Annotated in this window: 22 protein-coding genes and 2 other annotated features; of the genes, 4 read left to right on the forward strand and 18 right to left on the reverse strand. The window is 43.9% G+C overall.

Features of this window, described 5'->3' with window-relative positions; translation table 11 throughout:
* Positions 1-60: 60 nt before the first annotated feature.
* Positions 61-195 (forward strand): type IV toxin-antitoxin system AbiEi family antitoxin domain-containing protein, encoded by a 135-nt coding sequence (locus SPSYN_RS16455; protein WP_423828283.1) that lies wholly within the window; start codon positions 61-63, stop codon positions 193-195.
* A 201-nt stretch (positions 196-396) separates the two neighbouring features.
* Positions 397-888 (forward strand): hypothetical protein, encoded by a 492-nt coding sequence (locus SPSYN_RS05640; protein WP_161821531.1) that lies wholly within the window; start codon positions 397-399, stop codon positions 886-888.
* 102 nt (positions 889-990) lie between these two features.
* Here the strand turns inward: SPSYN_RS05640 and SPSYN_RS05645 are convergent, their stop codons facing one another.
* Entirely contained in the window at positions 991-1,404 is a 414-nt protein-coding gene (locus SPSYN_RS05645; RefSeq protein WP_161821532.1) for a hypothetical protein, read from the reverse strand.
* Between the two features lie 366 nt (positions 1,405-1,770).
* On the opposite strand from SPSYN_RS05645, the gene SPSYN_RS15930 reads away from it, so the two are divergent.
* Both SPSYN_RS15930 and SPSYN_RS05655 read left to right on the forward strand, forming a co-directional pair.
* Positions 1,771-2,154, forward strand: a complete 384-nt coding sequence (locus SPSYN_RS15930) for a HipA domain-containing protein (protein ID WP_243152931.1) — start codon at positions 1,771-1,773, stop codon at positions 2,152-2,154.
* Between the two features lie 499 nt (positions 2,155-2,653).
* A complete protein-coding gene (locus SPSYN_RS05655; RefSeq protein WP_161821533.1) occupies positions 2,654-3,343 on the forward strand; it encodes an HIRAN domain-containing protein in 690 nt (229 codons plus the stop codon).
* A 682-nt stretch (positions 3,344-4,025) separates the two neighbouring features.
* Here SPSYN_RS05655 and SPSYN_RS05660 read toward each other — a convergent pair.
* The 17 genes from SPSYN_RS05660 to SPSYN_RS05740 all read right to left on the reverse strand — a co-directional run bounded on the left by SPSYN_RS05660 (position 4,026) and on the right by SPSYN_RS05740 (position 25,177).
* Complete coding sequence (locus SPSYN_RS05660) at positions 4,026-4,913, reverse strand: GIY-YIG nuclease family protein (protein ID WP_161821534.1); 888 nt, start codon at positions 4,911-4,913, stop codon at positions 4,026-4,028.
* 108 nt (positions 4,914-5,021) lie between these two features.
* Entirely contained in the window at positions 5,022-6,686 is a 1,665-nt protein-coding gene (locus tag SPSYN_RS05665; protein ID WP_161821535.1) for a DUF4825 domain-containing protein, read from the reverse strand.
* A gap of 184 nt (positions 6,687-6,870) precedes the next feature.
* Positions 6,871-8,181: a phenylacetate--CoA ligase family protein gene (locus SPSYN_RS05670; protein ID WP_161822207.1), complete on the reverse strand. Its 1,311-nt coding sequence runs from the start codon at positions 8,179-8,181 to the stop codon at positions 6,871-6,873.
* A 197-nt stretch (positions 8,182-8,378) separates the two neighbouring features.
* Positions 8,379-8,636, reverse strand: a binding site (T-box leader).
* A 95-nt stretch (positions 8,637-8,731) separates the two neighbouring features.
* On the reverse strand, positions 8,732-10,801 hold the full coding sequence (locus SPSYN_RS05675; protein WP_202623739.1) for an ATP-dependent DNA helicase: 2,070 nt from the start codon (positions 10,799-10,801) through the stop codon (positions 8,732-8,734).
* A 761-nt stretch (positions 10,802-11,562) separates the two neighbouring features.
* Complete coding sequence (locus SPSYN_RS05680; RefSeq protein WP_161821537.1) at positions 11,563-12,813, reverse strand: serpin family protein; 1,251 nt, start codon at positions 12,811-12,813, stop codon at positions 11,563-11,565.
* A gap of 248 nt (positions 12,814-13,061) precedes the next feature.
* Positions 13,062-13,304, reverse strand: a complete 243-nt coding sequence (locus tag SPSYN_RS05685) for a hypothetical protein (protein ID WP_161821538.1) — start codon at positions 13,302-13,304, stop codon at positions 13,062-13,064.
* 246 nt (positions 13,305-13,550) lie between these two features.
* Positions 13,551-14,375: a copper amine oxidase N-terminal domain-containing protein gene (locus tag SPSYN_RS05690; protein ID WP_161821539.1), complete on the reverse strand. Its 825-nt coding sequence runs from the start codon at positions 14,373-14,375 to the stop codon at positions 13,551-13,553.
* A gap of 952 nt (positions 14,376-15,327) precedes the next feature.
* A complete protein-coding gene (locus SPSYN_RS05695; protein ID WP_161821540.1) occupies positions 15,328-15,891 on the reverse strand; it encodes a uracil-DNA glycosylase in 564 nt (187 codons plus the stop codon).
* A 116-nt stretch (positions 15,892-16,007) separates the two neighbouring features.
* Positions 16,008-16,709 carry a hypothetical protein gene (locus SPSYN_RS05700; protein WP_207708549.1) on the reverse strand — a complete coding sequence of 234 codons (702 nt, stop codon included), beginning with the start codon at positions 16,707-16,709 and terminating at the stop codon, positions 16,008-16,010.
* 2 nt (positions 16,710-16,711) lie between these two features.
* On the reverse strand, positions 16,712-17,461 hold the full coding sequence (locus SPSYN_RS05705) for a hypothetical protein (protein ID WP_161821542.1): 750 nt from the start codon (positions 17,459-17,461) through the stop codon (positions 16,712-16,714).
* Positions 17,439-18,341, reverse strand: coding sequence for an ABC transporter ATP-binding protein (locus tag SPSYN_RS05710; protein ID WP_161821543.1), 903 nt, complete (start codon positions 18,339-18,341; stop codon positions 17,439-17,441). The genes SPSYN_RS05705 and SPSYN_RS05710 overlap by 23 nt, the downstream gene beginning before the upstream one ends.
* Positions 18,338-18,730, reverse strand: a complete 393-nt coding sequence (locus tag SPSYN_RS05715; RefSeq protein ID WP_243152932.1) for a GntR family transcriptional regulator — start codon at positions 18,728-18,730, stop codon at positions 18,338-18,340. Before SPSYN_RS05715 ends, SPSYN_RS05710 begins: the two co-directional genes overlap by 4 nt.
* 527 nt (positions 18,731-19,257) lie before the next feature.
* The gene (locus tag SPSYN_RS05720; RefSeq protein WP_161821545.1) at positions 19,258-19,755 is read right to left on the reverse strand and encodes an RNA polymerase sigma factor; all 498 of its coding nucleotides are present in this window, start codon (positions 19,753-19,755) and stop codon (positions 19,258-19,260) included.
* Between the two features lie 218 nt (positions 19,756-19,973).
* Positions 19,974-22,052 carry a DUF6449 domain-containing protein gene (locus SPSYN_RS05725; protein ID WP_161821546.1) on the reverse strand — a complete coding sequence of 693 codons (2,079 nt, stop codon included), beginning with the start codon at positions 22,050-22,052 and terminating at the stop codon, positions 19,974-19,976.
* The gene (locus SPSYN_RS05730; protein WP_161821547.1) at positions 22,027-22,926 is read right to left on the reverse strand and encodes an ABC transporter ATP-binding protein; all 900 of its coding nucleotides are present in this window, start codon (positions 22,924-22,926) and stop codon (positions 22,027-22,029) included. The genes SPSYN_RS05725 and SPSYN_RS05730 overlap by 26 nt, the downstream gene beginning before the upstream one ends.
* Positions 22,913-23,308 (reverse strand): GntR family transcriptional regulator, encoded by a 396-nt coding sequence (locus tag SPSYN_RS05735; RefSeq protein ID WP_161821548.1) that lies wholly within the window; start codon positions 23,306-23,308, stop codon positions 22,913-22,915. Before SPSYN_RS05735 ends, SPSYN_RS05730 begins: the two co-directional genes overlap by 14 nt.
* 300 nt (positions 23,309-23,608) lie before the next feature.
* On the reverse strand, positions 23,609-25,177 hold the full coding sequence (locus tag SPSYN_RS05740; protein ID WP_161821549.1) for a 2-isopropylmalate synthase: 1,569 nt from the start codon (positions 25,175-25,177) through the stop codon (positions 23,609-23,611).
* A gap of 113 nt (positions 25,178-25,290) precedes the next feature.
* Positions 25,291-25,546, reverse strand: a binding site (T-box leader).
* Positions 25,547-25,579 lie beyond the last annotated feature (33 nt).

The raw sequence follows: 25,579 nt of genomic DNA on the forward strand, positions 1-25,579 counted from the left end.
TATGGTTAAATGCACTTAAAAGACTGCGCTGCAAAACGAATGCAGGCCGGGAGGTGCAGAATGGTAGTAATTCACATATTGAGAAAGGAGTTTCAAAGACGAGGAGGAATCCTAAAAACTACGGAGCTTAATGAACTAGGGCTTTCAAGCCGCCAGATAAAAAGGCTTTTAGATGATGGAGTTGATAATCATTAGACATAGACCATTGTCAGATCTACAGAGTAATGAAACGGCATGGCTAGCTTAAGGCAGTGCTTAAGAACAGGGCAGTGAGCGACAAGACAGCAATAGCCTCAAAAACATTGACATAACCTACAAAGAGCTAGCTAGTAATTCAGATTCATATTTAAAAAACAATTCTATAACGAAGAACAGTATTAGGGAGGCATCGTTGCAGTGAAGAAATTCAATAACTATTTGGTCTGCATAATCGCACCTTTATTTGCGTTTACATTTTTTTTCGGGATACCCTCATTGGTTTATTTCAACGAAGTAAATTCTGGCGAACAGATATCTTCATCGTCTTCTTCCAGCGCAATAAAGTCTGCTGAACAATGTGTGTATGATTTTTTTGAAGCAGTTCAAAAAAATGATTATGATACTTTGAAGAAAGTATCCACAGACAAAAGGATGAGCGAAGATATACGAAGAAATACTCTCAAGATGCAACATGAAGATGGATTGCTTCCAGAAAAACCACCAACTATACTATCTAGTGAGAAGCGTGGCGAAGACATGGTTATCGTTAAAGTTAGTTATGTTTTGGATGGTGAAGAGCGCAAAATGATCTACCCCGTGATATTGGTTAACAACGAATGGGTAATAGATCTTTCTAATGCTCTGCCAGAGGGGGCAGTTGTTCTGTCAGATAATGTAAGCATAAAATAAGCCCCGCCTTGCAAACATGGTGGGGCAGGATATAAACTACTTTTAGCTAGGCTGTCGTAATCATCGTCCTAAGATCCGTCAATTCATACCGATTATCGCCTATTACCGGTTATCGATGTTCAGGCATTGTTCGATAAGATTCCTGATTTTTATTACCTCGTCAAATGAGGTGGCCAAAAGGAAATCAGTTATATTGATATTGCATTCATACTTGCCTTCTTTTAACCGTATATAAATGGAAAATCTCACTTTGTCACCGATGGCGTCATCACTGACCAGATTGCTGTAAAATACCCATTGGGTGGCTGTGGGCTTAGGTTCGGGCGCATTGGCTAAATCGCTCCGGATAAGTTCCTTTAATCGACTGATCATAGCGTTATAATCGGTCGGCATGATCATTCTTCCGCCATATTCGCTGGGTGCGCCAAAAATCGCCTCAATAACATCATCGGCCTCGTCGGATATGTACCAAACCGTCCTGCTGTGTTCATAGGTTTCATCAAATAGCTTTTTCATTGTCTTACCCTCCTCCAATTCTCTTATTATGCTTGTTTGCCTCTAACAAATTCATAAGTTTTTCAATTGCAAAGAAACCGCTTTACAAAGACAAACTGCTGTCCCGATCGAGTGCTACATTAAAAGCAAGAATAATGTTACGCAAACCAAATTTGGTGGGGTTTTACCATATTTGTTATGTTTTACCCGGTATTTAAGGGTATTTAAAGTTTGTCTATAGGAGCTAAGAAGGGTATTAATTGCTGAAATTTAACAGTTTCTATGCTATACTGATTTGCATAAACTTTCTAAACTAATATAATAACATGTTTATTGTTAAATGGTATACTGGTATGGGAGTTACTTTTATGTTTGGGTTGAAACTATATGATTAAAGACTTTAGTTCCTGGAAAGAGTACGAAGGTGCCTCTGAAGGTAGTGGCCGAAGCGAAAAAATTTGGTTGGTTAATCCTGCTAACGGGGATATTGGGCTGTTTAAATTCCCTAAAACAGAGCATACCACCGAGCATTTATCGGAAAAGATTGCCGCCGATATCGCCACACTTATCAAAGTTGAATGTATGAAAGTGGAACTGGGTAAATATGATACAAGGTTGGGTTCCTTAAGTTATCGAATAAACAGGGATGATGAAAATTTAATCGAGGGAATACAACTAATTAACAAATATTATCCTCTTTATAACGAAGAAACTTTGTACGATAGTGGAAGAGATGAATATTATTCATTAGAAATGATTTTCACTCTCTAAAGGAATATAATCTTCAAAAGGATTTTCTTGTAATTCCCATATTCGATTTTCTTATAGGAAATACCGATAGACACCAAAGTAATTGGGCAATTCTTCAAAGGGGTAAAAACATTAAATTATGTCCCGTATATGATAATGGATCTTCTCTCTGTTGCTATATTTCAGAATCACAGATAGATAGTTATCTAGGGAATGACAGGCTTCGTTTTCAATCACTGGTTGATTCAAAGTCCAAATCGAGGATTAGGGTAAATAAAAAAATAAAAAAAGAACCGACCCATTTAGAAGTACTTAATTTTTTGCGAGTTAACCATTATCAAGACGTAATTGACATCGTTAAAACAATAAAGAATAAAGTTAATGAGCATAATATAGATAGCATATTGGATAAATATTGTAATTACATGAGTTCCAAAAGAAGAATTTTAATTAAAAAATTTCTTCTAGAAAAGGTTAGATTAATGGCAGGACTATTCAATCTGTGAAAGGAGGAATAAACGTGTCAACTAAGGATGGAAAAGATTTTATTTATTTGATTTGGAAAGAACCCGGCACCAGGCGGAACTATATTGTTGGGCAACTTTCTAAAAACAGTCAATATGAATTCTCTTATGGACACGAGGTAAAAGAAGCCATCCAAAAAGGGTTTGAACTGCTGATACCTTTTGAGGATATTAATAAAGTTTATAAAAGTGACACGTTATTTCCCGCCTTTACCAGTAGGCTGCCTGATAAAAAAAGAAGGGGTATTGAAAAAATTCTTTCAAAATACGGCCTTCAAGAATACGATGAGTATAAATTGCTAAAAAAAAGTGGTGCAAAATTACCAATTGATAACCTGGAATTCATAGATCCGATATTTAAAGATAGCGGTAATATCAAGAGAATTTTTTATATTGCTGGTGAAGGCGAGGATTGCAACAAAGCCCTTTATTTAGAGGTTGGGCATAATTTGAAACTCGAATTGGAGCCTAAGAACCAACACGATAAGTATGCTATTAAGATAGTTGATTCAAGGGGAAACCATGTAGGTTATATGCCGAGGTACTACAGTGAAAGCTTGACAAGTATCCTTAAAAAAGGAGCTCGGTATAAGTGTACTGTATTGGAAGTTAATAAAGACAATGAATGTGTAAAAGTGGAGTTGGAACTTTACACCAAAGCCGGAAAGGTTAAGAAAATTAGTTAATCTAGAATTAATTTATTAAAGAGCACTCCAACTATATTAAGTACTCTTTTTGGTATAAACGCGTGTAGCGGATATGAAATAGAAGCAAGCTGTACCTGAGTCAGCAAGCTCCCTGTTGTCGGGTAAAGTGTGTCTGGCACTTACGAGTTATTCTCACGGGTCGCTATCCACATCTTGCCCAGTATAATAAGAGCAAAAACAACGCATGAGGTTTTGACTATTCAGGTATATCCGCCGTAAAAATGGTGGGATTAAGGCCATGGAGCGCTGTAATTTTAAGAAAAGACTAGGAAAGTTTTCGACTGTGCATACATCGACAAGCGGCCCGCCTCCACCATACATAACGGTACTAAAGCGAGTGTCTGACAACTCGCTTTTTTTTGGGTAATTTGGTTACGATGTGGGAAGATTAGCTTGCCGCAAACTCTTTGGTATTAAGGGTTTGCGGCTTTGATGTTTTTGTTACCAACCTGTTACCGTCTTAAATAGATATTTGTCCCGGCCACGTATGCGAACAGTGTAGCGGTCTCCTGAAACCCAGCTTTCAGAGCGGCTGCCGTGCGGACTTCCAGTTCCCGGTCGATGCTGTATTGCCGGCCGTCTTCCCAGGTGAGGAATCTGCCAGTACAAGATGTGGTGTTAGATGTAATATATAGAATAGCCGGACATTGTTAAATTAAAATTAACTTATTAGATCTAAGATATTACCAACTAGTTGTTTAATTGACCTAGATGCTAGCTCATAATTTCTTTTAAATTTTTCTCTTGAGACATTGCTATTACAAATTGGGGCAGCACCAAATTTCAAGGCGAACATGCCAATAAGCAATGATTCAATTTGGTCAACTTCGCTAAGAGACGTCGAAAATATTCTAATATTAAATGAATACTTTTTTGATTGGTAATAGTTATGATAAAACCATTCCAGGCATTGCTTACCCTCAATTAATTTTAAACGATTATCAACCGTAAAATGGTGTAATAACCTCTCGGCTAAATTCTTTGCCTTTCCAATATAAAATACTTCGTTAAAGTTATAAGGGTATGGAATAGACGTATTATCAAATTGGTATATGTATATACCCGACTCAAAACCTTCACATTTCTTAGCCCAAAAATCCCTCTGTTTTAAATCAGATTGCTTGTAGGTGATTATATTCCTTATGATTCTATGCTTTATGCTTGGGACATTGGTTATTTGCCCAGCTTGTGTGTTATCTGGCTTAACAAAAGTTTGCTCCTTTAATGCAACACGTGGGGAATTGATTTCTAAAGAAATAGCTGAACCACCGTAATAATTAATTGCTTTAGTGACAATATCACGAAGTTTGGTTTCAGAAAAATCCCTTATGTTGACCCAACCCCTGGAATCAGCTAGTTTCGAATAATCAGGTAGGTCAACACCATAAACATAGCCATTTCCCGTATGGGAAAACTCACGGGCAATTTCTTTTCTATGGACATCCTTGTATTTCAGTTTGTAACTACACCTGCCGTAAGAATCAATCTTCTCTTCCAATTCTGAAAATGATTTCATGATCTGTCTTTTCTGTGACTGAGAAAGATACATGAAAATATCCCCTTTAATTAAACCATGTTAGTGCTTGTATCGGTGGTAATTTCCTCACTTTGATAATTCATTGGCTTACGGGTCTGAAAATCCGGGAAATTATTTTTTTTAAAGGTTTGAGATGAGCCGTGGCTCACTGCCCATAATTTTATATTTAGCTTCCTTGACGACAGTTCCGTCTGCCCTGGTTTTCTTAAAAACAACCAGGTCGTGGCCGTCACTTGTTTTACTTTGAGAGGTTTCGTAAATATATCTCACGCCATCTTCAATTTGCTCTCTACTACCAATCCAGTACGGGCAGCTATTTAGAAACGAATCATACTTAGTTAACTCTGAGAATAGCTTATTCGAAGCCTCCACGTTAATGTAAACTAGTTGTTTGGCCACATGACCTGCGTTCACCTCCGCAGACCGGCCAATACCGGTTAAATATTTCGCCGCCTGCTCTTCCTGCTGCCTGATCAAGTCGGCATAGTACTTTTCACTAGCCAGCACTTGTGCATGCAGTTTGGCGGGAAACATCTTCTTAACGGAATCGGTATAACCGGCCCCGTCCACCGGCTCTTTATATTCACATATGGAGTAGATTCCCTGTTCATTTCTAGAAAAGGTCATCACGGTTGGGATTGCCCCGCTGCCGCTTATTTTGGTAAATACCCCGTTTTCAAAGCCGAACCACCCCACACTGGCAACGGTATATGCCTTAACCGTTCCATCCCGCTCTTCTGTGTCTAAAATGATATGGCCCTCAGTGATACACTCCCCGTCAAGGTAGCCTTTACCCTGGTCCTTGATGGCAGCACTGACCGCCTGCTCAAGATTCCCGGGCTCCGCAGCTTGTCTTTGTACGCCAATTACAATACCGGGCGCAGGCTGAACTTGATACATCGAATCAGCGCACCTAATGGTGACGAGCTTTTCACCCGCATTGTTCCCCTGGGGATCAAATATTGTTACAGTTACCTTAGTGTTCTCAGCGCCATTTATTTGCCCGTCCTTACTAACTGGTGACCAGTAAACCGAATTGCCATAAGAAAGCTCAACTGTTTTAGCACCACCGGACAGTTGACCGGTAGATGAGTCCCATTTAAACAACACCCCATTATCCGCTGCATAACGAACCTTCCCCACAGGATTCCGGTATTCCGCCGCAATACGTATGCCCGGGGTACTGGACATGGCCGGTGTATATTGCTCCGGGAAAACCAACAGTTTAAAGGCCAGCTGGTTTAAAAAATCACTGAACACCTTGATATCCCTGGAGTATTCCCATGGGTCTTGCTGGTAGCTTTGTTGAACCCCGGTTCTCGTATACTGGTATTTTAACTGATTGTTTGCTTCGGCGGTGTCACTGGCTATATTAAAGGAAATTTGCTCCACATTTTTAATCAGCGCAAAAATTATCACCGCATTATCGTGGAGGGTTACATCTATTAGATCTGTGTATGTACCAGCGTTGCTAATATCATAATTAACCGTTAAACCATAGGGTTTATGTTCCGTGGCCAGTGATATCCCTTTCTTATACTCACCCAGGGGCAGTTTACTTAAAAGGTTGCCAATATTACCGGCATCCCCGATATACTGAGATCTATGGGCAAATAAATCACCCGGGTGATATTCTGAATACGTATTGGCCCCTATGTCATGGCGGCCATTACCGTCACCGATTACGTTAGTTAATAAAATACCGCCCAGTATCAAAATACACAGCATCCCGGTTATTAAGATAACGCTCCTTTTGCCTGTAAAAAAACCTGACCCCTTAGTCATTTTTAACCCACCTCCCTAACATATTTTAACACAAAATATCATGGGCTTCCCACCGCATCATCGAAATCACTCACCACAGGTTAACCGACCGGCAGCTCGCCTGCGATGAGTGGAGAGAGGGAACCTTAATCCAAAGGTTCCCTCTTAACGAGCTCAAATTCTCTTGACCACTTCCCCGGCTGTCTTAGATCTCCCGCCGGTCCACAATGCGCTTGGCTTTGCCTTCACTGCGCGGAATGGTCCGCGGCTCCACCAGCTTAATGCGAGCTGAAATGCCCAGCACACTGTTGATGCGCGAATACAACCGCCGCTCCAGATTCTCCAGCTTGCGCACCTCATCGTTAAACATTTCCGCAGACAGCTCAACCCATATTTCCATTTCGTCCAGAGTACCCTTCCGGTCCACCACCAGCTGGTAATGGGGCTCGGTTTCCCCGAACTCCAGCAGCACGCTTTCAATTTGCGTTGGGAACACATTGACCCCCCGGATAACCAGCATGTCGTCACTGCGCCCGGTTACCCGCTGCATCCGCACGTGGGTACGCCCACACGGGCAGGGTTCCGGATTAAGGACGGTGATATCCCTGGTTCTGTAGCGTATCACCGGGAATGCTTCCTTGGTTAAGGAAGTAAGCACCAGTTCTCCCGGTGTACCATAGGGGACCGGTTCTTCCGTCTCGGGATCAATAATTTCAGCAATGAAATGATCCTCGTTAATATGCATGCCGTGTTTGTCCTGGCATTCCATAGCTACCCCCGGCCCCATCACTTCACTGAGCCCATAAATATCCAGCGCGATAATATCAAGCTTTTGCTCCAGTTGTTCCCGCATGCGTTCCGACCAGGGTTCAGCCCCGAAGATTCCCGCTCTTAAAGGTAACTTGGTGAAGTCGATCCCCCGGTTAATGCCTTCTTCAGCCAGGTATAAGGCATAAGAAGGCGTGCAGGCCAGCATGGTGGAACCGAAATCTTGCATGAGCATGAGCTGCCTGCTGGTGTTACCGCCTGAAGCAGGCACAACCGTAGCTCCGAGGCACTCGACACCGTAGTGGGCGCCCAGACCGCCGGTAAACAGGCCGTAGCCGTAACCCACCTGCACAATATCCTTTTCGGAGCCCCCGGCCATCACCAGCGCCCTGGCAATTAAGTTTGCCCAGGTATCGATATCGTTTTTGGTGTAGCCCACAACGATTGGTTTACCGGTGGTACCCGAGGAGGCGTGCAGCCGCACCACTTGCTCCCTTGGTACGGCAAAAAGCCCGTAAGGGTAATTATCCCGCAAATCGGTCTTTACAGTAAAAGGCAGTTTGCGCAAATCATCCAGTGAATGTATATTTTCCGGGGTAATGCCCCTTTCCTTAAATGCCTGCTGATAAAAAGGTACATTTTCATAAGTTCTGGCCACAGTGGCCTTTAGTCTGGTTAACTGCAGATCCGCCAGTTGATCGCGAGACATGGTTTCGTATTCAGGATTCCAGTACAACACGTTTATCATTCTCCTTTTCACTATTTTAGCCATCCGGGCATCATTACATTAATTTATTTAATAAAAAGGCCACAGCTTCCGTTAGGGACGAAAGCTGTGGCCTTCCGCGGTACCACCCCTATTGGTTATGTAAAATAACCCACTCTAAGAGTATGGCTCTAACCTCCTGCTAACAGGCGTACCAAATAAAAAACTTTTCATCCTCAATAAGGGACGAAAAGTTGTTCGCGGTACCACCCTTGTTGGCCCAAAGGACCCACTCATTAGCAGAGTACTAGTAATATTATTCATACTCCCTTCCTTTTAACGGTGGAAGTTTCCGTCCGAGCCTACTTGCAATTTGTTTCAACCCGGCAGTTCGGGGGAGAACTTCAACGAATCATACTTTAGAAGCGTTCGCAGTCTATGACGCTTCCTCCCTGTAAAGCTGTGTTACGCTTACTTTGCCCCTTCATTACTTTTAGCAGGAACATTTTGATGATATTTTATCATATTCTTACCAAAGGTCAACAGATTTTTTTTGTTACCTGTCACCCCATTTTTTGGCGTTTCTCACTTCTTACGTCCAGGGATTTGCCGACATTGAGTTTTTTTTCTCCAATAGAACTTGCAACGAACTCTTAGAGCTGCCCTCTTCCTTCCCGCTGCCGCTCCTGTCCGGCTTAAGATCCGCTATCCTGTGCACCACCCGGGCCCCTTCCGGTAAAGCACCCAGCGCAACCCGCTCCCAGGGCATACCCAGCACCGGCTCCAATACTGCTATCGCACCCCGGTCATCACTAGTGCGGATTAGCCTGCCGCAGCCCTGTTTCAATTTTAAGCCCATTTCCGGATAATCCACCAACGAAACCGGATCAAGCTCCTGTTCCAACACCTGACGCCTGCGGGCTTCGATCAGGGGGTCCCGTGGCGGGAATGGCAGCTGCCAAATCACCAGTAGTGACAGCGGTTCACCGGGCACGTCAATACCCTCCCAAAATCCCGACCCAACTAGTACCGATGATGTATCTTCCCGAAATTTTCGGATCAGGTAGCCACGTTCCCCGCTATCCTCCCAAAGAAATGGAAAGGACAGCCGGTACTCTTGCAAAGCCTTTCTAATTCTGCGCACTTCGGATGGAGCATTGGTCAGTACCAGGGCCCGGCCTGACCAAAGGCGCAGTAAAGCCACCAAGCGCCCCAGGGCTAAAGGAAACCGGGATATTTGCCGCTGCTCCGGGAATCGCCTGGGCAAGTACACCTGCACCTGTTGATCATAATTAAATGAACTGGCCACGGAAGAGGTGGACGACTTTAACACTCCCACCGTGCGGGCAAAGTAACTAAAGTCCCCGGCTGTACTCAGGGTGGCGGAGGAAAACACAACGGGCAGCCCCTTAGCAAAGAGGTGTTTGTTCAGTAGTTCGCCAAGATCACGGGGCACCACCCAAAAGCTTCCATCGCCCCGCTCAACCCAAACAATAACATCCTTACCCTCCTTACGACCAAACCGGCGCAAAGCCATAATTGACCGTTCCACCCTGGCCTCATAGGACTGCAAGCGGGTATCGGAAAGGGACTGCAGTTGCAGCTCTTGCTCGTTTTGCAGCTCAAAATACAAGGCCTCCAGGGCACGCTGCATGGTATGAGCCGCCTTCAGCAGCTGGTCACTTATCCGGACGATAAACCGGTCGGATCGCTCATCCTCAATGGTAGAGTTATGTAAAATGTTAAAGAAACGGGCAGTGGCCGCATCAGTTGCCACAACAGCCGCCAGCAAGGATGTCCTGGCCCCCTGGATCTTTTCCAGGGCTAAGAGCATGCTGTTAATATCCTCCTCGTCAACCTGCCGGCCTGCCCGCATGGCGGCGGGGAGCACAACCTTGTGACCCTCATCAAAGATCACGGCTGCATAATCAGGCAACAGGGGCAGCTTGCCATCGGCAATTCTTTCTTCCCTCGTCCACAGGTCATCAAAAAAAATCCCGTGGTCGCAGACGATCAAATCCAGGGCTGCCCGGTAATGCTCCCTGGCCTTGACAGGCTTGCAGTACCCCCGGGCAGGACATGTATCACAGGACATATCCTCATCCCAGGCCACCTGCGCCCAGACACGGTCCGGTACCTGGGGCAGCTCGGAGCGCTCTCCCCGGCCGGTCTCCCCGGCCCAGCTAAGCACTTTATCCAGCGTTTTATCCGGCTGTTCCCAAAGCGGGTTATTAAGCTGGTCAACCTTGGCATCGCAAATATACTGCCGTGGATCCTTAGCCATCCGGGCGTCGATATCCAAGCCGAGCAAGCTCGATAGCTTTTCGATATCGCCCCCCGGCCCGGCCAGCTGTTCCTGTAGGACCGTTGAAGCACAGGCAATCACCGCAGGCCTTCCTTTAAACCTGGCATAAGCAACTGCAGTCAGCAGATAAGCAAAAGTCTTACCGGTGCCCAAGCCCGCCTCGGCAAAATGTACTTTTCCCTTGCACACGGCATCCGCCAGCTGAAAAGCGGTAAAGATCTGTTCCTCACGGATTTCATACCCGTGCTCCGGCAGCACATCGTAAAACACATCGCCAATCCACCGGGCCAGCTTGGCCCGGAAATCATCTTTCCCCCGGTACGCAAAGGGTACCTGGGGTCTTGCCGGGGAAGACATACTGATCACCGCTTTCGACAATTTACTATTAGTGTAGCGTATTTACCAAAGGATTTGTTTATTATTTTTAACATTATTACCATAAATCATAACCCGGCCTTACCAATAAATACACCGAATATAGCCAATTAGTTCTCTATCAATACATAAACTGGCGGGTATCCTTGTGCTCGCGTTGGCACTACGGTATTTTTTAAACAAGTGGTCGGCCTTATACAAAAAGTCTTCCTAGAAAACCTAAGAACAAAAGAACGAAAGTAACTATCATTACAAATCTACCGATAACCAAATTATATTTCTTATACAGCATATACCCAATAAACATCGGGGTTAAATAGCTTATAAAAATGGATATTTGTTGGGGTATATTACTAATGGTTAGAATGTTTAAAATAAATGCATATGATAAATAGGCAATAAAAAGGCCTCCCAAATTCATAAGAATGCTATATAGCCTTTCTTTCAATTTGCTAATCTCCTTTTTACTACAGCAAGATGATTTATATAAATCCATTTGGCCAGAGCATTTCCTGAAGCCTTAAGTAAACATAGTTGTGTTTTTTTGACTTTGTTCAAAAAGCATATAACCTAGAAAGATATTTAATAATAAAGTGATTATTAAAGAATACCTAATCTTATTCAAGCTAATATCACCTTCACATACAAAAAAATAATTGTCAACCTGGCATTCTCCCCCAACACTTCTCAATTGCAAAGTAATAACCATATTTCTAGGTTGTGTAAATGAAAGCAGATGGGTATTAATTAGGCAGCACTTGAACGGTCCCCATAAATAATATGGTTCCCGTTAGCTCATCCCTGATGGCAAAGAAGAACGGGCGGTCTATAACCATATTGACTATCTGCGGTATCCCTTTGCATAGTAATTCTACGGAAGTTGCCGCGGCAGCCTCCGAGCCTTCCTCGTTTACCTCAATAAAGGTTTTATGTTTGACATCACCGATATAGACTACCGGAACCGGCGGTATTGGGCACATATTGCCGAAATCGGCCTGTTCGCTGTCAAAAGCAACTTGCATCCCCAGGGTTTTTAACGTGTCCTTGAGGTTCACTGCATATTCGTATTTAAAACGCGGCAAAACAAGCTGCACCGTAGTTTCCGTAAATTGAGGCATCCACTTTTCCCAATTAGCGGCGTCGAGATTCCGGTAGAACTCCGCAAGACCGGATTCCTGTTCCGGAAGAAAAACGTACATACTGACCCTTTGGTTACCATAGGGAATCCGCACGCTCCGGAAGTTGTCACCCTGGTAGTAACCGTATTGACCCGTCCGGGACATCATGAGCAGTTTTACTTGCGTACCGTCCGGCAGATTAAATAAGCCTGCCTTGGTTTCCGATGGGTCAAACTTATCCGCCCAACTTCCTTTAAAATAAATAGCGTTAATTAAAAATAAAGCATCGTTAGCCTCAATGCGCTCAACAATATTGTCGATCTTGCCGCCGGTATTCTTTTTAACCCAGTTATTAATGGCCTTCGCAGCGCTGGGATGGGAAAAATCCAGGGTATTAACTTCAGCGGCATAATAATCCCTGTTTCTCCCAATAAACTCAGGTTTAAAGTCAATGTCTTCACTGGCCCAGAGCGAATTGGCAACGGTGAGCTGCACCCCGGGGTCGGGATTTTCCAGTATGGTCTTCAGTTCGGCATTAGCCCGGTTCACCTCTTCCAGGCTCATTCCTTGCAATTCCAAGACTTTGGCCATTGCTTCTTTAGTTGCGCCGTCCGCTCCGTTATAAGTCATCGCCAGCGCCATAGACACGCTTGCAGGCGAAACAAAGATATTTTGTCCGGGGTCTCCTTGCGCCAGTTCATGGAAAAGCTTAAAGCCAAATCCCGTATTTGCAGCCACCAGTCGCGGGTCCACCGACTCAGCGGGCGCCGGTTTTTTCACGACTACCGGCGTGGAGCTTGCACACCCCACGGTGAATAAGCCTACAATCAAAAGGTGTATTATCGAAAATAAAATCCAAGGCCGCAATTTTATCACAACCAATTTCCCCTCCTTCCTAATCTTCTCTATAACTAAGACGTAAAAGTTTACAAACGTTTTCCTTTCCTGATTAACTTATCCAAATAATATCGGCCTTGTCAACCTGCCAGGTATTGTCCTTATAGATAATTGTAGTTACAACACCAATAGTTCCATTGCCGGGTCGGTATTTTGAACCCTCGATTTGAACTTTGGTGTCAGATTTAACCTGACTAACTTGGCCGTAAGTCATGCATTTTGCAGTTCTAAAATTCAGGGGGAGTTGAATCTCCCCCTGAATTAAGAACTTGCTTCAATATCAATTTTTTAATACTTAAAAGGATTCCATCTAGTGTCAGACTCTTCTCATCAAACAATCCTTTTTGCTTTAAGTCATCAAAAGAAGCTTCTATAACTGTGACCTTGCATTTTTTGAAATAATCTAAAATGGTAGTTTTGTCTTGAGCACTTATATTAAGGCCGGTCATATCAATAGCGATGTATTCCATATCTGAATTTAGTCCTGCATCAAAGCGGCATAAAGGAATCAAAAGCCAGAGTGTATATTTGAGGCAAGTTTTGCTCGGCCTTTACTTCTTTCATTCCCTGGTTGTATCCTGAGAAAACAAATAACATTATTATTGCAATGCCTATCATCCAAGAGGACGTTTTTTCATAGTTCAACCCCCCGAAGTAGTAGTGGGTGTAAGGGAATGTGCTATCTGGAGGATATATTTGCCCCGCCTGGATAGTTGTTATTTAGTAGTGAGATTTTGGTAATTGCGTTCCAGCATTGCTTTTAAGGACGCCTCCAAGTCCCCACCTTCCTCCATAACAGTTCCCGTCCAAAGGATGCCTATAAGCGATGTTTTGCCGCCCTTCCGGGATATAACCAGTTGCGGGCTGCCCATGCTGCAGGTTTCCATAAGCCATCCGGCTTCATCAACCTGCATACCACCGGCCAGAACCACTTTACTCAAATCATCCGGCAAAAGGCGGTATTCCAGTGCGTAAACATAAATGGGCGTATCCGCCAACTGCTCAAACTTCTTAACCAATGCCAGGCGGGTTATTTTACTATCGATGATCTTTACACTGCTTGATTCAAAACCCCGATAATGAGCAATGTCGTTCTTGATAAACTCCCATGCGATACTATGCACATCATCCGGTGCTGCTGCCTCCAATTCCGGTTGGCCTGCTTGATTTATTTGCACCGTTCGGCTCACGGCATCCCATTCTACTTCTGCGCCAAACGCTTCAGAAACAAACCTCAGCGGAACCATAGTTCTTCCCTGAATAACTTTAGCCAGAGCATCTAAGCGGATAACTTCTTCGTTAAGAAAACCATGCGTTGCTAATGTTTGCAGGCGTATTCTGGTTTGTCCTTTAGTAGCAATGATAGTTTCAGTCGTTGCATCATAATTTACCATAGCACCTAAAGCTTCAAAAACAGTACGAAGGGGCACCAGTACCCGATCGTTTTCAACAACCGGTTGGACATCAAACTGAAGTTGCTTACCGTTTAAAATTACCGTAATTGGTTGAGCCGCCATTACACTACTAGGTAAAGTAGCCATTAATAATATTCCACTAACAAAATTACTAACCACTTTCTTAGCAAATGAAAAACCTCCCTTTTAAATTTACTGGTAAGACGGTAGAAACCAATATTTGGTTCCACTATACTCACTCTTTACCATAGCTTTTTGGGCTTGTGTAGCTATACCGGTGCTTGTTATACCCATTGGCAATTTTAGCATTAAAAAGAAGGGTTTGGGGTAAAGCAGAAGAACTCAAAGTTAAATAAAGGGGTTGGTCCGGCATAAATGCGTTAATCGATTTTTTGTACAGTTTGGGATTTATATTGCTGGCTGCAGGTTTACTTTTTTTAAGTGCTTTTTTGCTGCGCTACCTTTGGAATACAACCATACCGGAGTTATTTAACTTAAAGCCGGTAACCTATTGGCAAGCTTTCCAACTTCTACTTATAGCTGGTTTACTATTTGGTGGTCCGAACTTAATAAATTGATGCAAAGTGCATCACAACCGCTGGATAAGAACCTCCACCCGCTCCTGCACCCTGGGCCGCACGAACAAGCCCCACAAAAGAATAAACTTACCGAATGAGGTTCGGGCATGTCGACTCACCATTTTAAGCTTGCTCCTCTGGATAGCACTGGCAAATTCATGTCGAACTACCGATGATAGCCCTGGTCACATAAAGTTTTGGCCTGTATAAATCGTCATTTGACTGACTTTAAGGAGAAAATTAGATATGGATACTGTGCATTATATTTTAAGATTTCTAATCATTTTCTTAATAATGATAATTATCATAAGAATTTTTATGATCGCAGCTAACTATATTGGCAAACAGGTCGTAAATTTTTTCAAGACCTATTATTTAAAAAAAGAAGGTACAGGTAAAATCGCTAAAAAGTATAATATCCAAATTTTACTTTGCACGACTGTTCCTGTTAAGTATCTCTGTTTCTAATAATTGAGTATCCTATGATATTTTTCGGTATATCATAATTGAAGTGCTACAAGTCTCCAATCTTCTAAAAAATATTTTTTCAAGTTGGGTCTTCTTCGTACAGCTAATGGATGGTATGAGACCACTATACTTAACAGATTATCTTTATGAATTTTGCCTCTCAGATTTTTAACTTCGGCAGATGGATCTCTAAAATAATATTGGGTTGCGACATTTCCCAGGGTCATGACGATTTTAGGCTGCATCATATCAATTTGTTCCCATAAATACCCCAAACATTGCATTCTAGCCTTATGCTTATCGTAAGAACGAATAGGCCTGCACTTTAATATATAGCTAACATATAATTGACCCGGTTGTATTCCGGCTTCATATGCCGCCAATTGCAAGGTTTCTCTGGTGCCACATAGAAAAGGTTCGCCAAATTTGTTTTCCCTTGCCCCAGGATTATCTAGAATAACAAAAACCGGCGATGATGGATTACCTTCTCCCCAAATTACGCGAGTTCCATGAAATGATAACTCGCATTTTTGGCAATCAAGTACAACGTGGGGTGGTATATCCTCCGGCAATATTTTGGGTAATGGTTTGATCAATAGATATACAGCCCCTTTTTAACTTATATTAAAATAGGGTTTTAAAAAGGGCTATATTTTATTCGTTTTGGAAGCAGTAATGCTCATTGGCATCTAAGCCTATCCCGAAATTTGGACTACTCGTTCAAAAAATGAATATCGTGTTCCGTGCTTTCGTCCGTATCAATCTGGAGGTCTTCCGGTATCCGCAGATAGAAAACCATATCACCAAAGAAGTGGTCCATTCTATCCATAGAATAACCCCTGCCGGTAAACTGAGCCATGGTGAAGTCATGACAGAACCGGGCCGCTTCCAGATGAATCCTTTCCGGCTGAAGTATTTCTAACTGATTGCCTTGCAGCCGAATATCCGGCGGATTAGCCAGCGTTAAACGGTTTGATGATTTGGGGGCGTAACTGAATACCTCCAGCTTGCCGTCGCGGACATCTTTTCTCTCCATGACAATGGGAGTAGAATACCGTTCATAATCCGGGGCTGTTATTTTCAGGCGTTCTTCCTGATAGTCAAAACTCCACCGGGCAATGATCTCCGCGCCTTCGTAATCGTCCAACCGGCCTTCATTGAACGCATCGTAAAACGCATTGATCTGGGAGTCATGATAAGAATACTGTCCCGGCCCGTTCTCAATAACTTCGAACGGCTCCGGCGTACTAGGTTCCGCAATCGCGTAAAACACAGGGACGGTGACAAATAAAAGTGCTATATAGAAGCCGACCACCAGGCGAGCCTTACCCGGCGAAATGCGGACTTTGCTGAAGGCAGAAAACGCAAAGATAATCAGCAGAAGGATCAATAGGTTTATAAACGAAGCCACCAATGTCATTTCCTGACCTCCATTCTATTGAAAAACAGAATTACACATCCAAAAACGATGGCCGATACAAGAACAACCTTTAGGGCGAAAAGCGCGTGGGAACCTTCTGTGGAAAAAAACTCAATAGCGCTGTTTAGTGTCCTGGCCTGGCCGGTACTTCTGGCCTCCACAAACAATGTGCCAAAAAACAGGCCCGGTAGCAGCACGACAAAAGCAGGGTGCCGTTGCGTCAGCATGCCGATGAAATACCCAATGATGCTGAGAAGCGCCGCATAGAGAGTGGCGGCGAAGATGCCGCTTAGTAAAGCCGGCGGCGCAATCCAAAAGGCGGGACCGGTATCTACCCCGCCATGGGAAAGGAGCATTACCACACGCAACAGTAGTCCGCATAATGTGGCAGTAACCCCGGCGATGACGGCGGCGGTGAGTAGAAAGGCCAGGCTGGAAAGGTGACTGCTCAGTCGGTTTGAAACAAAGGTAAAATCCGTTTTGAATCCGTTATTAGCCATACTGATTCCGATACTAAAGGCCCAGATTAAAGTAAAGATGATGATCACATCGCCGGTGAAATATTTTATAGTGTAAGACATGCCCTGGCTGCCACCCCCCGAGCTGCCCACGCCATTAAGGGAGAAGAAAAACGCCAGCAACTGCACCGCAATCAAGGCGAAGAACAGGCCCGCATGGGCTTTTATCTTATAGTGATACTGTGTTTTCGCCACGGCAAGTACGCTAGTTTCGGTCAAAGACATCATCGATCCCTCCTTTGTTCCGCGCTGTCAGGTACATACAAAGATCGTCGGCGGCCACCGGTGAAATCGCCACGCCTTCGAGGCGGGCCTTATGCAGTTCCTCTTCTGCAAATTGGTTGCGGACAGCTATATACACGCTGTCCTTTCCCAGCTTTTTCCGGTGCAAGACCTCGGCTTTTTCAGCCATCTTCGCAATAGTTTCCTCTTTGCCCTGCAGTCCGACGGCGTATTCTTTCAACTCATCGATAGGCATATGCAGGCATTTTTCGCCGTCCTTGATCAGTAGAAGATCATCTAAAATGTCGTTGATTTCATTCAATAAGTGACTAGATAGAATTACGGTGCGCGGACACTGCATAAAGTCTTTTAACAGTGCACGGTAAAAATCTTTCCGTACCGCCGCGTCCATACCGATGGTGGGCTCATCAAAGATGGTCAGCGGACAGTGGGCGGCAAGACCGAGAATCACATTAAAGGCGCTGCGCATACCTTTGGAAAGCTTACTGTGATATTGCCCGGGATGCAGATTGAAGTATGTAAACAGCCCCACGGCTAATTTATGATCCCAATGCGCATAGAAGCGGCCTGCGGATTCCAGAATTTCGCCGAGATTCATTGATGCCGGCAAGACCATGTTTTCATCCACAAAAATCATGTTGGCGGAAACCTTGATATTGTTGAATGGGTTTTCCGAGAAAACCTGAATACTGCCTGCATTAGGGAGAAGGTATCCGGCAATCAACTTCAAAAGTGTGGTTTTTCCGGCGCCGTTTCGTCCGATTAACCCCGTGATTTTATTAGGTGCCAGTGTGAAAGACAGGTTTTTGACCGCCGTGGTTCGCCCGAATGTTTTTGTCAGCCCGCTGCAATCAACGACATTCATTGTGATCCCTCCTCCTCCGTTACCTGAAGTTCTGCCGCTATTAGCATGTTAATTAGATCGTCCCTACCGACATCCAGGCGCTTTGCTTCGGCGACCAGCTCCAACACCAGTTGCTTTAGATTGCGTTCTATTCGCTTGCTGCGTATGGCCGCTCTGGCATGGCAAGATACAAACATGCCAAGCCCCCTTTTTTTATACAAGAGTTTTTCGCCGGCCAAAATGTTCAACCCTTTGGCAGCGGTGGCCGGGTTGACGTTAAACATGTCCGCCAATTGGTACTGGGAATATATTTTTTCATCGCTCGCAATGTTGCCGTTTAGAATCTCCATTTCCAGCCATTCTGCAATCTGTACATAAATCGGCTTTAGACTGTTTGTATCCAGCAGCAAACGATCACCTCCCCGCCACCTGCCGGTAGTATAGTGCATTACTCTTGTAATGTACTATACTACAATTTTTGTTTTGATGTCAATAAAAAGCAGCTGATAATCATCCTATCTCTCTCCTAAAAGATCGCGGTTTGACGAGCAGCATCTTCTACTAATGTTTTAGGACAATGGCGTTCTTGCGCATGAAAGATGTATACATTGCTTCGTCTATGAGTATTCGTCGTTCGGCTTGTAGGATATCTTTGCTTTGGTTGATGTACATAAAGTTTAAGTAACGATTCCCGGGAGACTTCCTCGGCATCGTGTTGATGCCTTGGAGTGAGCCGGCGAGTTCATACAGCTTGGTCCCAACTAAGCTGGAATAATTCCCGTATGCTGCTCTTCTTTAAATTAAAAAATCCCTTATTCCCACAAAGGAAAAGGGATTTCTATATCTGAGCTAAAACGTCATATTTAAACCAAGTGACTCAATTAGAACACTCATTTGCTTTCTTTTTCCCTTCATAATTAGAACTTACGTAACTGCTTTAACCTACCTCGCTGCAGAATGTTTTTTTGATAGCTCGTTTTGCCCCCGGGTGCGGGGCTAATTGTATTTGCAATTCCCACCGTCCCGTATTTAACAGCCGGGTTACCGCTGTTTTTTCTATACCGGTCATCTCTGCTATCTCGACATAGCCCAGCCCCAATACTTCTCGCAAAACCAATACCAGCCTTACTTTAAGCGGCAGCGTTAAAAGGGCATTTTGGACATTGTTTGAACTATTGTCTTTGGTTGGCGGGCTACTTTTAGTTTTAGATAAGTTTTTACTCAGGCTGGATGTGGGTTTATTTATGTATATCAAACACAGGCTTTTTAAAGCTGTGTTTAAATTTATATTGCCGTTTAATGCGTTAAAAACGTCCCTTATTAGATCTTGGGTTTTCCTGTGACTGCCGGTTAATCTGTAGCCTGTGTTGTAGAGTAAATTTACTATTTGATCGGAAGAATCACTCCACTTAGACATTTCTCTCAGTTTGGGCATGGCCCCTTCTCCTTCTCGGTTAAAATTCGGTTTAACATGTGGCATCAAGTCAAATATTCCTCGGGCATTCTGCCCCTTACACTTCTTAACTGCAAAGCAACACTAACTACCACGTGGTTGGGGCGGGCGGGGCTTAAACCCCGCCCGTTGGGCTCCAAATGGGACAAACCTCTGCGAGGTATGTCCCATTACCGCTTTTGGCTTAACTGCCGTGATAGTTAATCTTTAAAATGTTCTTTTATAAAATCAGGAACATTATGGGCCGCAAAACTGCCGTAAGCAAAATTCCTTTTATCTCCTCCATAAAAACCAATAATATAGCCTTCAGTATTTTGGCTGAAAAAATCATCTAAAAACCATTGATCACGGTATTCCCTCAGGCAAGTTTCAATTTGGCTTTTATCTCTGATTTCAAACCGTTCAATATTATTAGCATTTGAATTTCCGGTTTCCATAACATATCCCGTTTTTCTTTTTTCTTCCCATTGCTCCCGGCTTTCTATCTTCTCTACAACTACATAAGCTATTTCTTCAGGAAGAATTCTCGCTTTTTGGTAATAACCTTTCTCCTTAAGCCATTTTTCCAACAGGGCATCAGATTTACTCCAAGTAGCATTGATTTGCTGATCACCATTATGTTGTTGAACAATTTCAGCCAGCCTTGGATAATTGTTTAACTTATTATTGGCAATCAACATGCTTACATTGGCCCAGGGCACTTTTTGCTCGGTCATCTGTTCATAAGTTTTATTCAGGACATCTTGTTGCATTACTTCGATCGCTTCTTTTATTTCAACCGGATTTAAGATAACCGCTTCTTTATATGTGTCGGTACGCATATTCGGGCGCAAGGTGATTTTCTCCACGTCGGCAGGATTGACTTGCAGAACATCATAATGAGCTTGCTTATATTCTTTTGCTTCATAAATAGGTTTTAAATACCTGGCATACTCGTCATAAGTAATTTCATAACCTCTGGTCATTGTACTTCCATCACTTAATTGATAAATAAGAATGGCACTTCTTTTTGGCTTTTGGCTCTTGGTCAAATAATTAGAATTTTTGTCTTGCACAAGTTTTTGGTGCAGCTGATAAATGTTCTGTACATTGTTTGGCTCGGAGAAGAAACCCATTTGATATTTCTCTAAATTGGTATAATAATAGAAACTATCACTGAAATAAACTTGTTGGACCTCCGCAAGCGGCGGCAGCCTCTTTTCATAGCCCGTCAGATCAAACCTGATGCCCAGGATTAAAACCAGCATGATAGCGCCAAAAACTGCATAGCCTTTAAAATTCTTTACTTCTCTAAAGAACCCCAGGGATTTTTTCAACATTATTTCAGCAACCACATAGCCGGTTAGGGAACCAATTAAATAGCCAAAGACAACCCAGGCAGTAGTCTGCTGAGTTTCCTTAAAATAAAGCCCTCCCAGCAGCATAGTACAAAAAGTAACACCGTATTTAAAGATATTATGCAACTTAGCAAAAGCAATGGATTGGTTGGCGTTTTCTAAATTCCTCAGCTTATAAAGATATTCGGCCAGGAATAGCAGAGCCAGGCAGATTACCAAATAAACCACTATTTCGCCACCGCCCATCTGCCGCTCATTCAGGGGATTAAAACCATGCAAAACCCTTGGAATCGGGGAAAGCCTTTCCAATTGATAATCCAAATTAAACTTAAAACCATAAACAAAAAAGTCAAGATTGGAGGTAAGCAAAATAGTTATGCCCGCCGGGAAAGCTAAAAGAATGTATGTTAAAACACCTTGCACTGCCGAAATGCCAACGAGCATGCCAACAAAGACGCAGGTTAAGAAGATGGTTAAGTTCATTAGGGTAGTAATACCCATCCAACTGAAAACATCGTAAATACTGTAGTAATTACCCAGGTCAAGCAACAGGTTTAAGGTAATTGCAATAATGCCGGTAATCAATACCGGTAAGATTAACAATACAACCCCGACTAGAATATGGCTTCTGTAAATAATGCTTCTTGGCACCGGAAGACTGTGCAACGAATCGGCTGAAATCTGGACCTGCAAATAGCGGAATATTAGCATGGCTAATACAACCGGTACTGACAAAATTAAAATACTTTGTATTTCCTGGTTGTTAAGCAAAAATAAATCCTTCAACGCACTTTTGTTGATATATTCATTGCTAAGTATCATGATTATATTTATTGGGATCACAAAAGCTAAAGCCAGAGTGTAGAAAACCGCTACCCAGCTGTATTTCCTGAAATCATTCAATAAAAATCCTTCATTAAAAAATGATGTTTTTAATTTCATAGCCAATCCCCCCCATCTCGTAAATAAATATTTCTTCTAGTGTTAGAGGTAAAATATCTAATAGCACAGGTTGGTATTGGTAACTATCTTTAATAATTTCTTCTTTTTTCCCTCTTATAATAAACAGTAGGACACTACCTCTTTTTTCCTGGTATAAGACATGCTTATTGCCAAATATACTTGCCGGCAGATCACCTTGGAAAGCAACTTGAATTTTATGTATGTCTGATTTCAAAGCATCCAAATCCTTCTCCACAACCGACCTGCCTTGATGCAAAATACCTACACAATCGCATAGATCTTCAAGCTCTCTTAAATTGTGGGAGGATATTAATACGGTCATTTCCCTAGCGGCTGTATCTTGAATAATTAAATTTTTGACTTTCTGCCTCATAACAGGGTCCAAACCGTCCAATGGCTCATCTAAAAGCAAAAAATCAGGTGTAATAGATAAAGCAAGCCAAAAAGCAGCCTGCCTCTGCATACCTTTGGACATTTGCTGTATTTTTTTATGCTCATCAAGCCGAAAAGCATCCTTTAATTTTTGGTATCGTTCCTCATTCCAGTTGGCATAAATTCTTTGATAAAATTTAGCCATATCTTGAACAGTATATTGTGAGAAAAAATATAACGAATCAGGAATAAAGACGGTTCTAGATTTGATGGCTATATTTTCAAAAACCTTTTGGTTATCAATCAAAACCTCTCCCAGGTCCTGGCGATAAACTCCGGCCAATATTTTTAATAAGGTTGTTTTCCCGGCGCCATTTGAACCCACCAGGCCATAAATGGAACCTTTTTTAACTTTAATGCTAACATCGGTCAGCGCCGCCGAATCAGCAAAATTTTTGCTGATGTTTTTAGCTTCGATCACTTTTTGCTCCCCCCTTAATCATAACGTCAACCTCGGAGACGATTTTAATAATTTCTTCTTTTGTCATGCCTAAATAAATAACTTCAGACAGAATTTTAACCAGTTCCTCCCTTAACCTGGGTAATTTCTCATCGTTGCCGTCGCGGCCAACCCGGGCCACAAAATTTCCCTTACCCGGCAGGGAATAGATATAACCTTGACTCTCCAGTTCTCTGTAAGCCTTTTGAATGGTGTTGGGATTAATTGTTAGCCGGCTGGAAAGTACCCGCACCGAAGGTAGCTGTTCATCGGTCTTTAAAACTTCACTTATGATCAACTCTTTTAATTTATCTACTAGTTGTTCATAGATAGGCTGCCTGCTTCTTAAATCAAGTTCAAACATTAAAACCCTCCCTTCCGTTCCATCTGTACCATTAGTGTTAGTACAGTTATTATATAAATAAATCCACCGCTTGTAAATAGCGGTAGATTATAATTGTTATTTCTATCCTTGCATAGCTCCGGTTCTGGATAAAGGCTCATGAACACCTTCTTTCCTGGTAGTAATTCAACAGAAGTGATTCAGCATAAAAAGCAATTAATAATTTTTCTAAAAAAGTGCTAAAAGCGAAGAGGACAGATTTGTTGACCTGCACTTTATCAACAGCCCGCCCCCTTACATAATGTATTTTTATATTTTAAACTATTGCCTGTTAATCACAGGCACCTCATCTGAAATTACAGCGCTAACCTGCCCGTAGCTTTGGTTGGCAATTTTTTTCACCTTCACCAGCGCATTAACGTAAGCTCTGGCGCTGGCTTCGATGATATCGGTGCTGATGCCCCTGCCCACGATCAGTCCTCCATCTGAAGCACGCACCTTAACCGTGGCCTCGCCCAGAGCCTTTTTATCCCGGCTGACGGACTGCAAAGTATAATCTTCCAGCGTCACCGGCTCACCCACCAGGCGGTCGACGGCTCTGAACACGGCATCCACCGGGCCGTTGCCGCAGGCGGCATCTGTCACTGCCTCACCGTCCAGCTCCAGGGTCACTGTGGCCGTTGCCCTGGCCGCCCCGGCAGTGGTTACGGAAATCTGCTGAATGCTGATCTCGTTGTCTTCTACAATATTGCCCCCCACCAAAGCATGTAAATCCTGGTCAAAAATCTCCCCTTTTTGATCGGCCAGCTGCAGAAAGCTTTGATACAGGGTTTCCAACCGTTCCGCCTCCACCTGGTAGCCCAGTTCAGCCAGCCGGTACTTGAAGGCATGCCTGCCTGAACGGGCGCTGAGCACAATCCTGTTCTTGGGCACCCCCACCACTTCCGGGTTGATTATTTCATAAGTAGTTCTTTCTTTTAATACACCGTCCTGGTGAATACCGGAGGCGTGCATAAAGGCGTTGGACCCCACAATGGCCTTATGGGCAGGCACCGGCACGCCGGTGATCCTGGACACCAGCCTGCTGGTGGCGGAAATTTCGCGGGTATGCACTCCGGTTTCGATCCCGTAACGGCTGCGTTGGGTATAGATGGCCATGATTACTTCTTCCAGAGAAGTGTTGCCGGCCCGCTCCCCGATGCCGTTGATGGTACCCTCCACCTGGCCCGCTCCGGCCATAATCCCGGCCAGGGAATTGGCGGTGGCCATGCCCAGGTCATTATGGCAGTGGATGCTGAGCACCGCCCGGTCGATATTGGGGACATGCTCCCGGACATATGTCACCATTTCACCATATTCCCAGGGGGTGGCGTAGCCCACGGTATCCGGGATATTCACCACCGTCGCCCCGGCTTCAATCACCTGCTCCAGCACCCGGGCCAAAAAGGGCAGGTCGCTGCGAAAGGCATCCTCGGCATAAAACTCCACATCACCTACGTATTTTTTGGCATGTTTTACGGCCGCCACAGCCGTTTCCACCACCTGGTCGGGGGATAGTTTCAGCTTTTGCGCCATATGGACCGGGGATACCGCTATGCCGGTGTGAATCCTGGGGTACTCGGCCTCCCGCAACGCTTCGGCACAGCTATCTATGTCACCCTCCACCGCCCGGGACAGGCCGCAGACAATCACACCCTGCAGTTCTCTGGCCAGCGTGCGCACTGAAGCCAAATCCCCGGGCGAAGAAGCCGGAAAACCGGCCTCGATTACATCCACGCCCAATTTCACCAGCTGCCTGGCTATCTCAATTTTTTCCTGCACATTTAAGGTTATACCCAGTGACTGTTCTCCATCCCTGAGGGTGGTATCGAATATATAGAGCTTGCGCATTAATTATCTCCTCCTCGATTAAATTGGTTTTGTTGACTAACGCCGTAAGGTCACTAAGGTCGGGTTCCATCGCATACCACCCCCTTGTAAAAATTAAAAACCCTTCGCCTCTACAATGAGACGAAGGGTTAATCTCCGTGGTACCACTCAAATTAACGGCACTGGGCCGTTCACTCAAAGGATACGGGACGCCATACATCCGATATCCCCTTCCTTTTAACGGCGGAAGACTCCGTCCGGACCTACTTTCCCAAAGGATTTCGACCGGCTACTCCAGGGAGAGTTCAGCCGCCTGCCTCGACTGCCTCGCACCAACCGGCAGCTCTCTGCACCAGCAAACCGCTTACTATTCCCTATCATTATCATTTTGCTATATTATTGTTGATTCTACCAGCTAAACAA

It is taken from the genome of Sporotomaculum syntrophicum, assembly GCF_009932395.1.
Lineage (GTDB): Bacteria > Bacillota > Desulfotomaculia > Desulfotomaculales > Desulfallaceae > Sporotomaculum > Sporotomaculum syntrophicum.

Excerpts from the sequence above, each read along its gene's own strand:
- SPSYN_RS16455 (WP_423828283.1), top strand. The coding sequence starts at position 61 with ATGGTAGTAATTCACATATTGAGAAAGGAGTTTCAAAGACGAGGAGGA.
- SPSYN_RS05645 (WP_161821532.1), bottom strand. The coding sequence starts at position 1,404 with ATGAAAAAGCTATTTGATGAAACCTATGAACACAGCAGGACGGTTTGG.
- SPSYN_RS15930 (WP_243152931.1), top strand. The coding sequence starts at position 1,771 with ATGATTAAAGACTTTAGTTCCTGGAAAGAGTACGAAGGTGCCTCTGAA.
- SPSYN_RS05660 (WP_161821534.1), bottom strand. The coding sequence starts at position 4,913 with ATGTATCTTTCTCAGTCACAGAAAAGACAGATCATGAAATCATTTTCA.
- SPSYN_RS05665 (WP_161821535.1), bottom strand. The coding sequence starts at position 6,686 with ATGACTAAGGGGTCAGGTTTTTTTACAGGCAAAAGGAGCGTTATCTTA.
- SPSYN_RS05670 (WP_161822207.1), bottom strand. The coding sequence starts at position 8,181 with ATGATAAACGTGTTGTACTGGAATCCTGAATACGAAACCATGTCTCGC.
- SPSYN_RS05675 (WP_202623739.1), bottom strand. The coding sequence starts at position 10,801 with ATGTCTTCCCCGGCAAGACCCCAGGTACCCTTTGCGTACCGGGGGAAA.
- SPSYN_RS05685 (WP_161821538.1), bottom strand. The coding sequence starts at position 13,304 with ATGGAATACATCGCTATTGATATGACCGGCCTTAATATAAGTGCTCAA.
- SPSYN_RS05690 (WP_161821539.1), bottom strand. The coding sequence starts at position 14,375 with ATGGCTACTTTACCTAGTAGTGTAATGGCGGCTCAACCAATTACGGTA.
- SPSYN_RS05705 (WP_161821542.1), bottom strand. The coding sequence starts at position 17,461 with ATGATGTCTTTGACCGAAACTAGCGTACTTGCCGTGGCGAAAACACAG.
- SPSYN_RS05710 (WP_161821543.1), bottom strand. The coding sequence starts at position 18,341 with ATGAATGTCGTTGATTGCAGCGGGCTGACAAAAACATTCGGGCGAACC.
- SPSYN_RS05720 (WP_161821545.1), bottom strand. The coding sequence starts at position 19,755 with ATGCCCAAACTGAGAGAAATGTCTAAGTGGAGTGATTCTTCCGATCAA.
- SPSYN_RS05725 (WP_161821546.1), bottom strand. The coding sequence starts at position 22,052 with ATGAAATTAAAAACATCATTTTTTAATGAAGGATTTTTATTGAATGAT.
- SPSYN_RS05735 (WP_161821548.1), bottom strand. The coding sequence starts at position 23,308 with ATGTTTGAACTTGATTTAAGAAGCAGGCAGCCTATCTATGAACAACTA.
- SPSYN_RS05740 (WP_161821549.1), bottom strand. The coding sequence starts at position 25,177 with ATGCGCAAGCTCTATATATTCGATACCACCCTCAGGGATGGAGAACAG.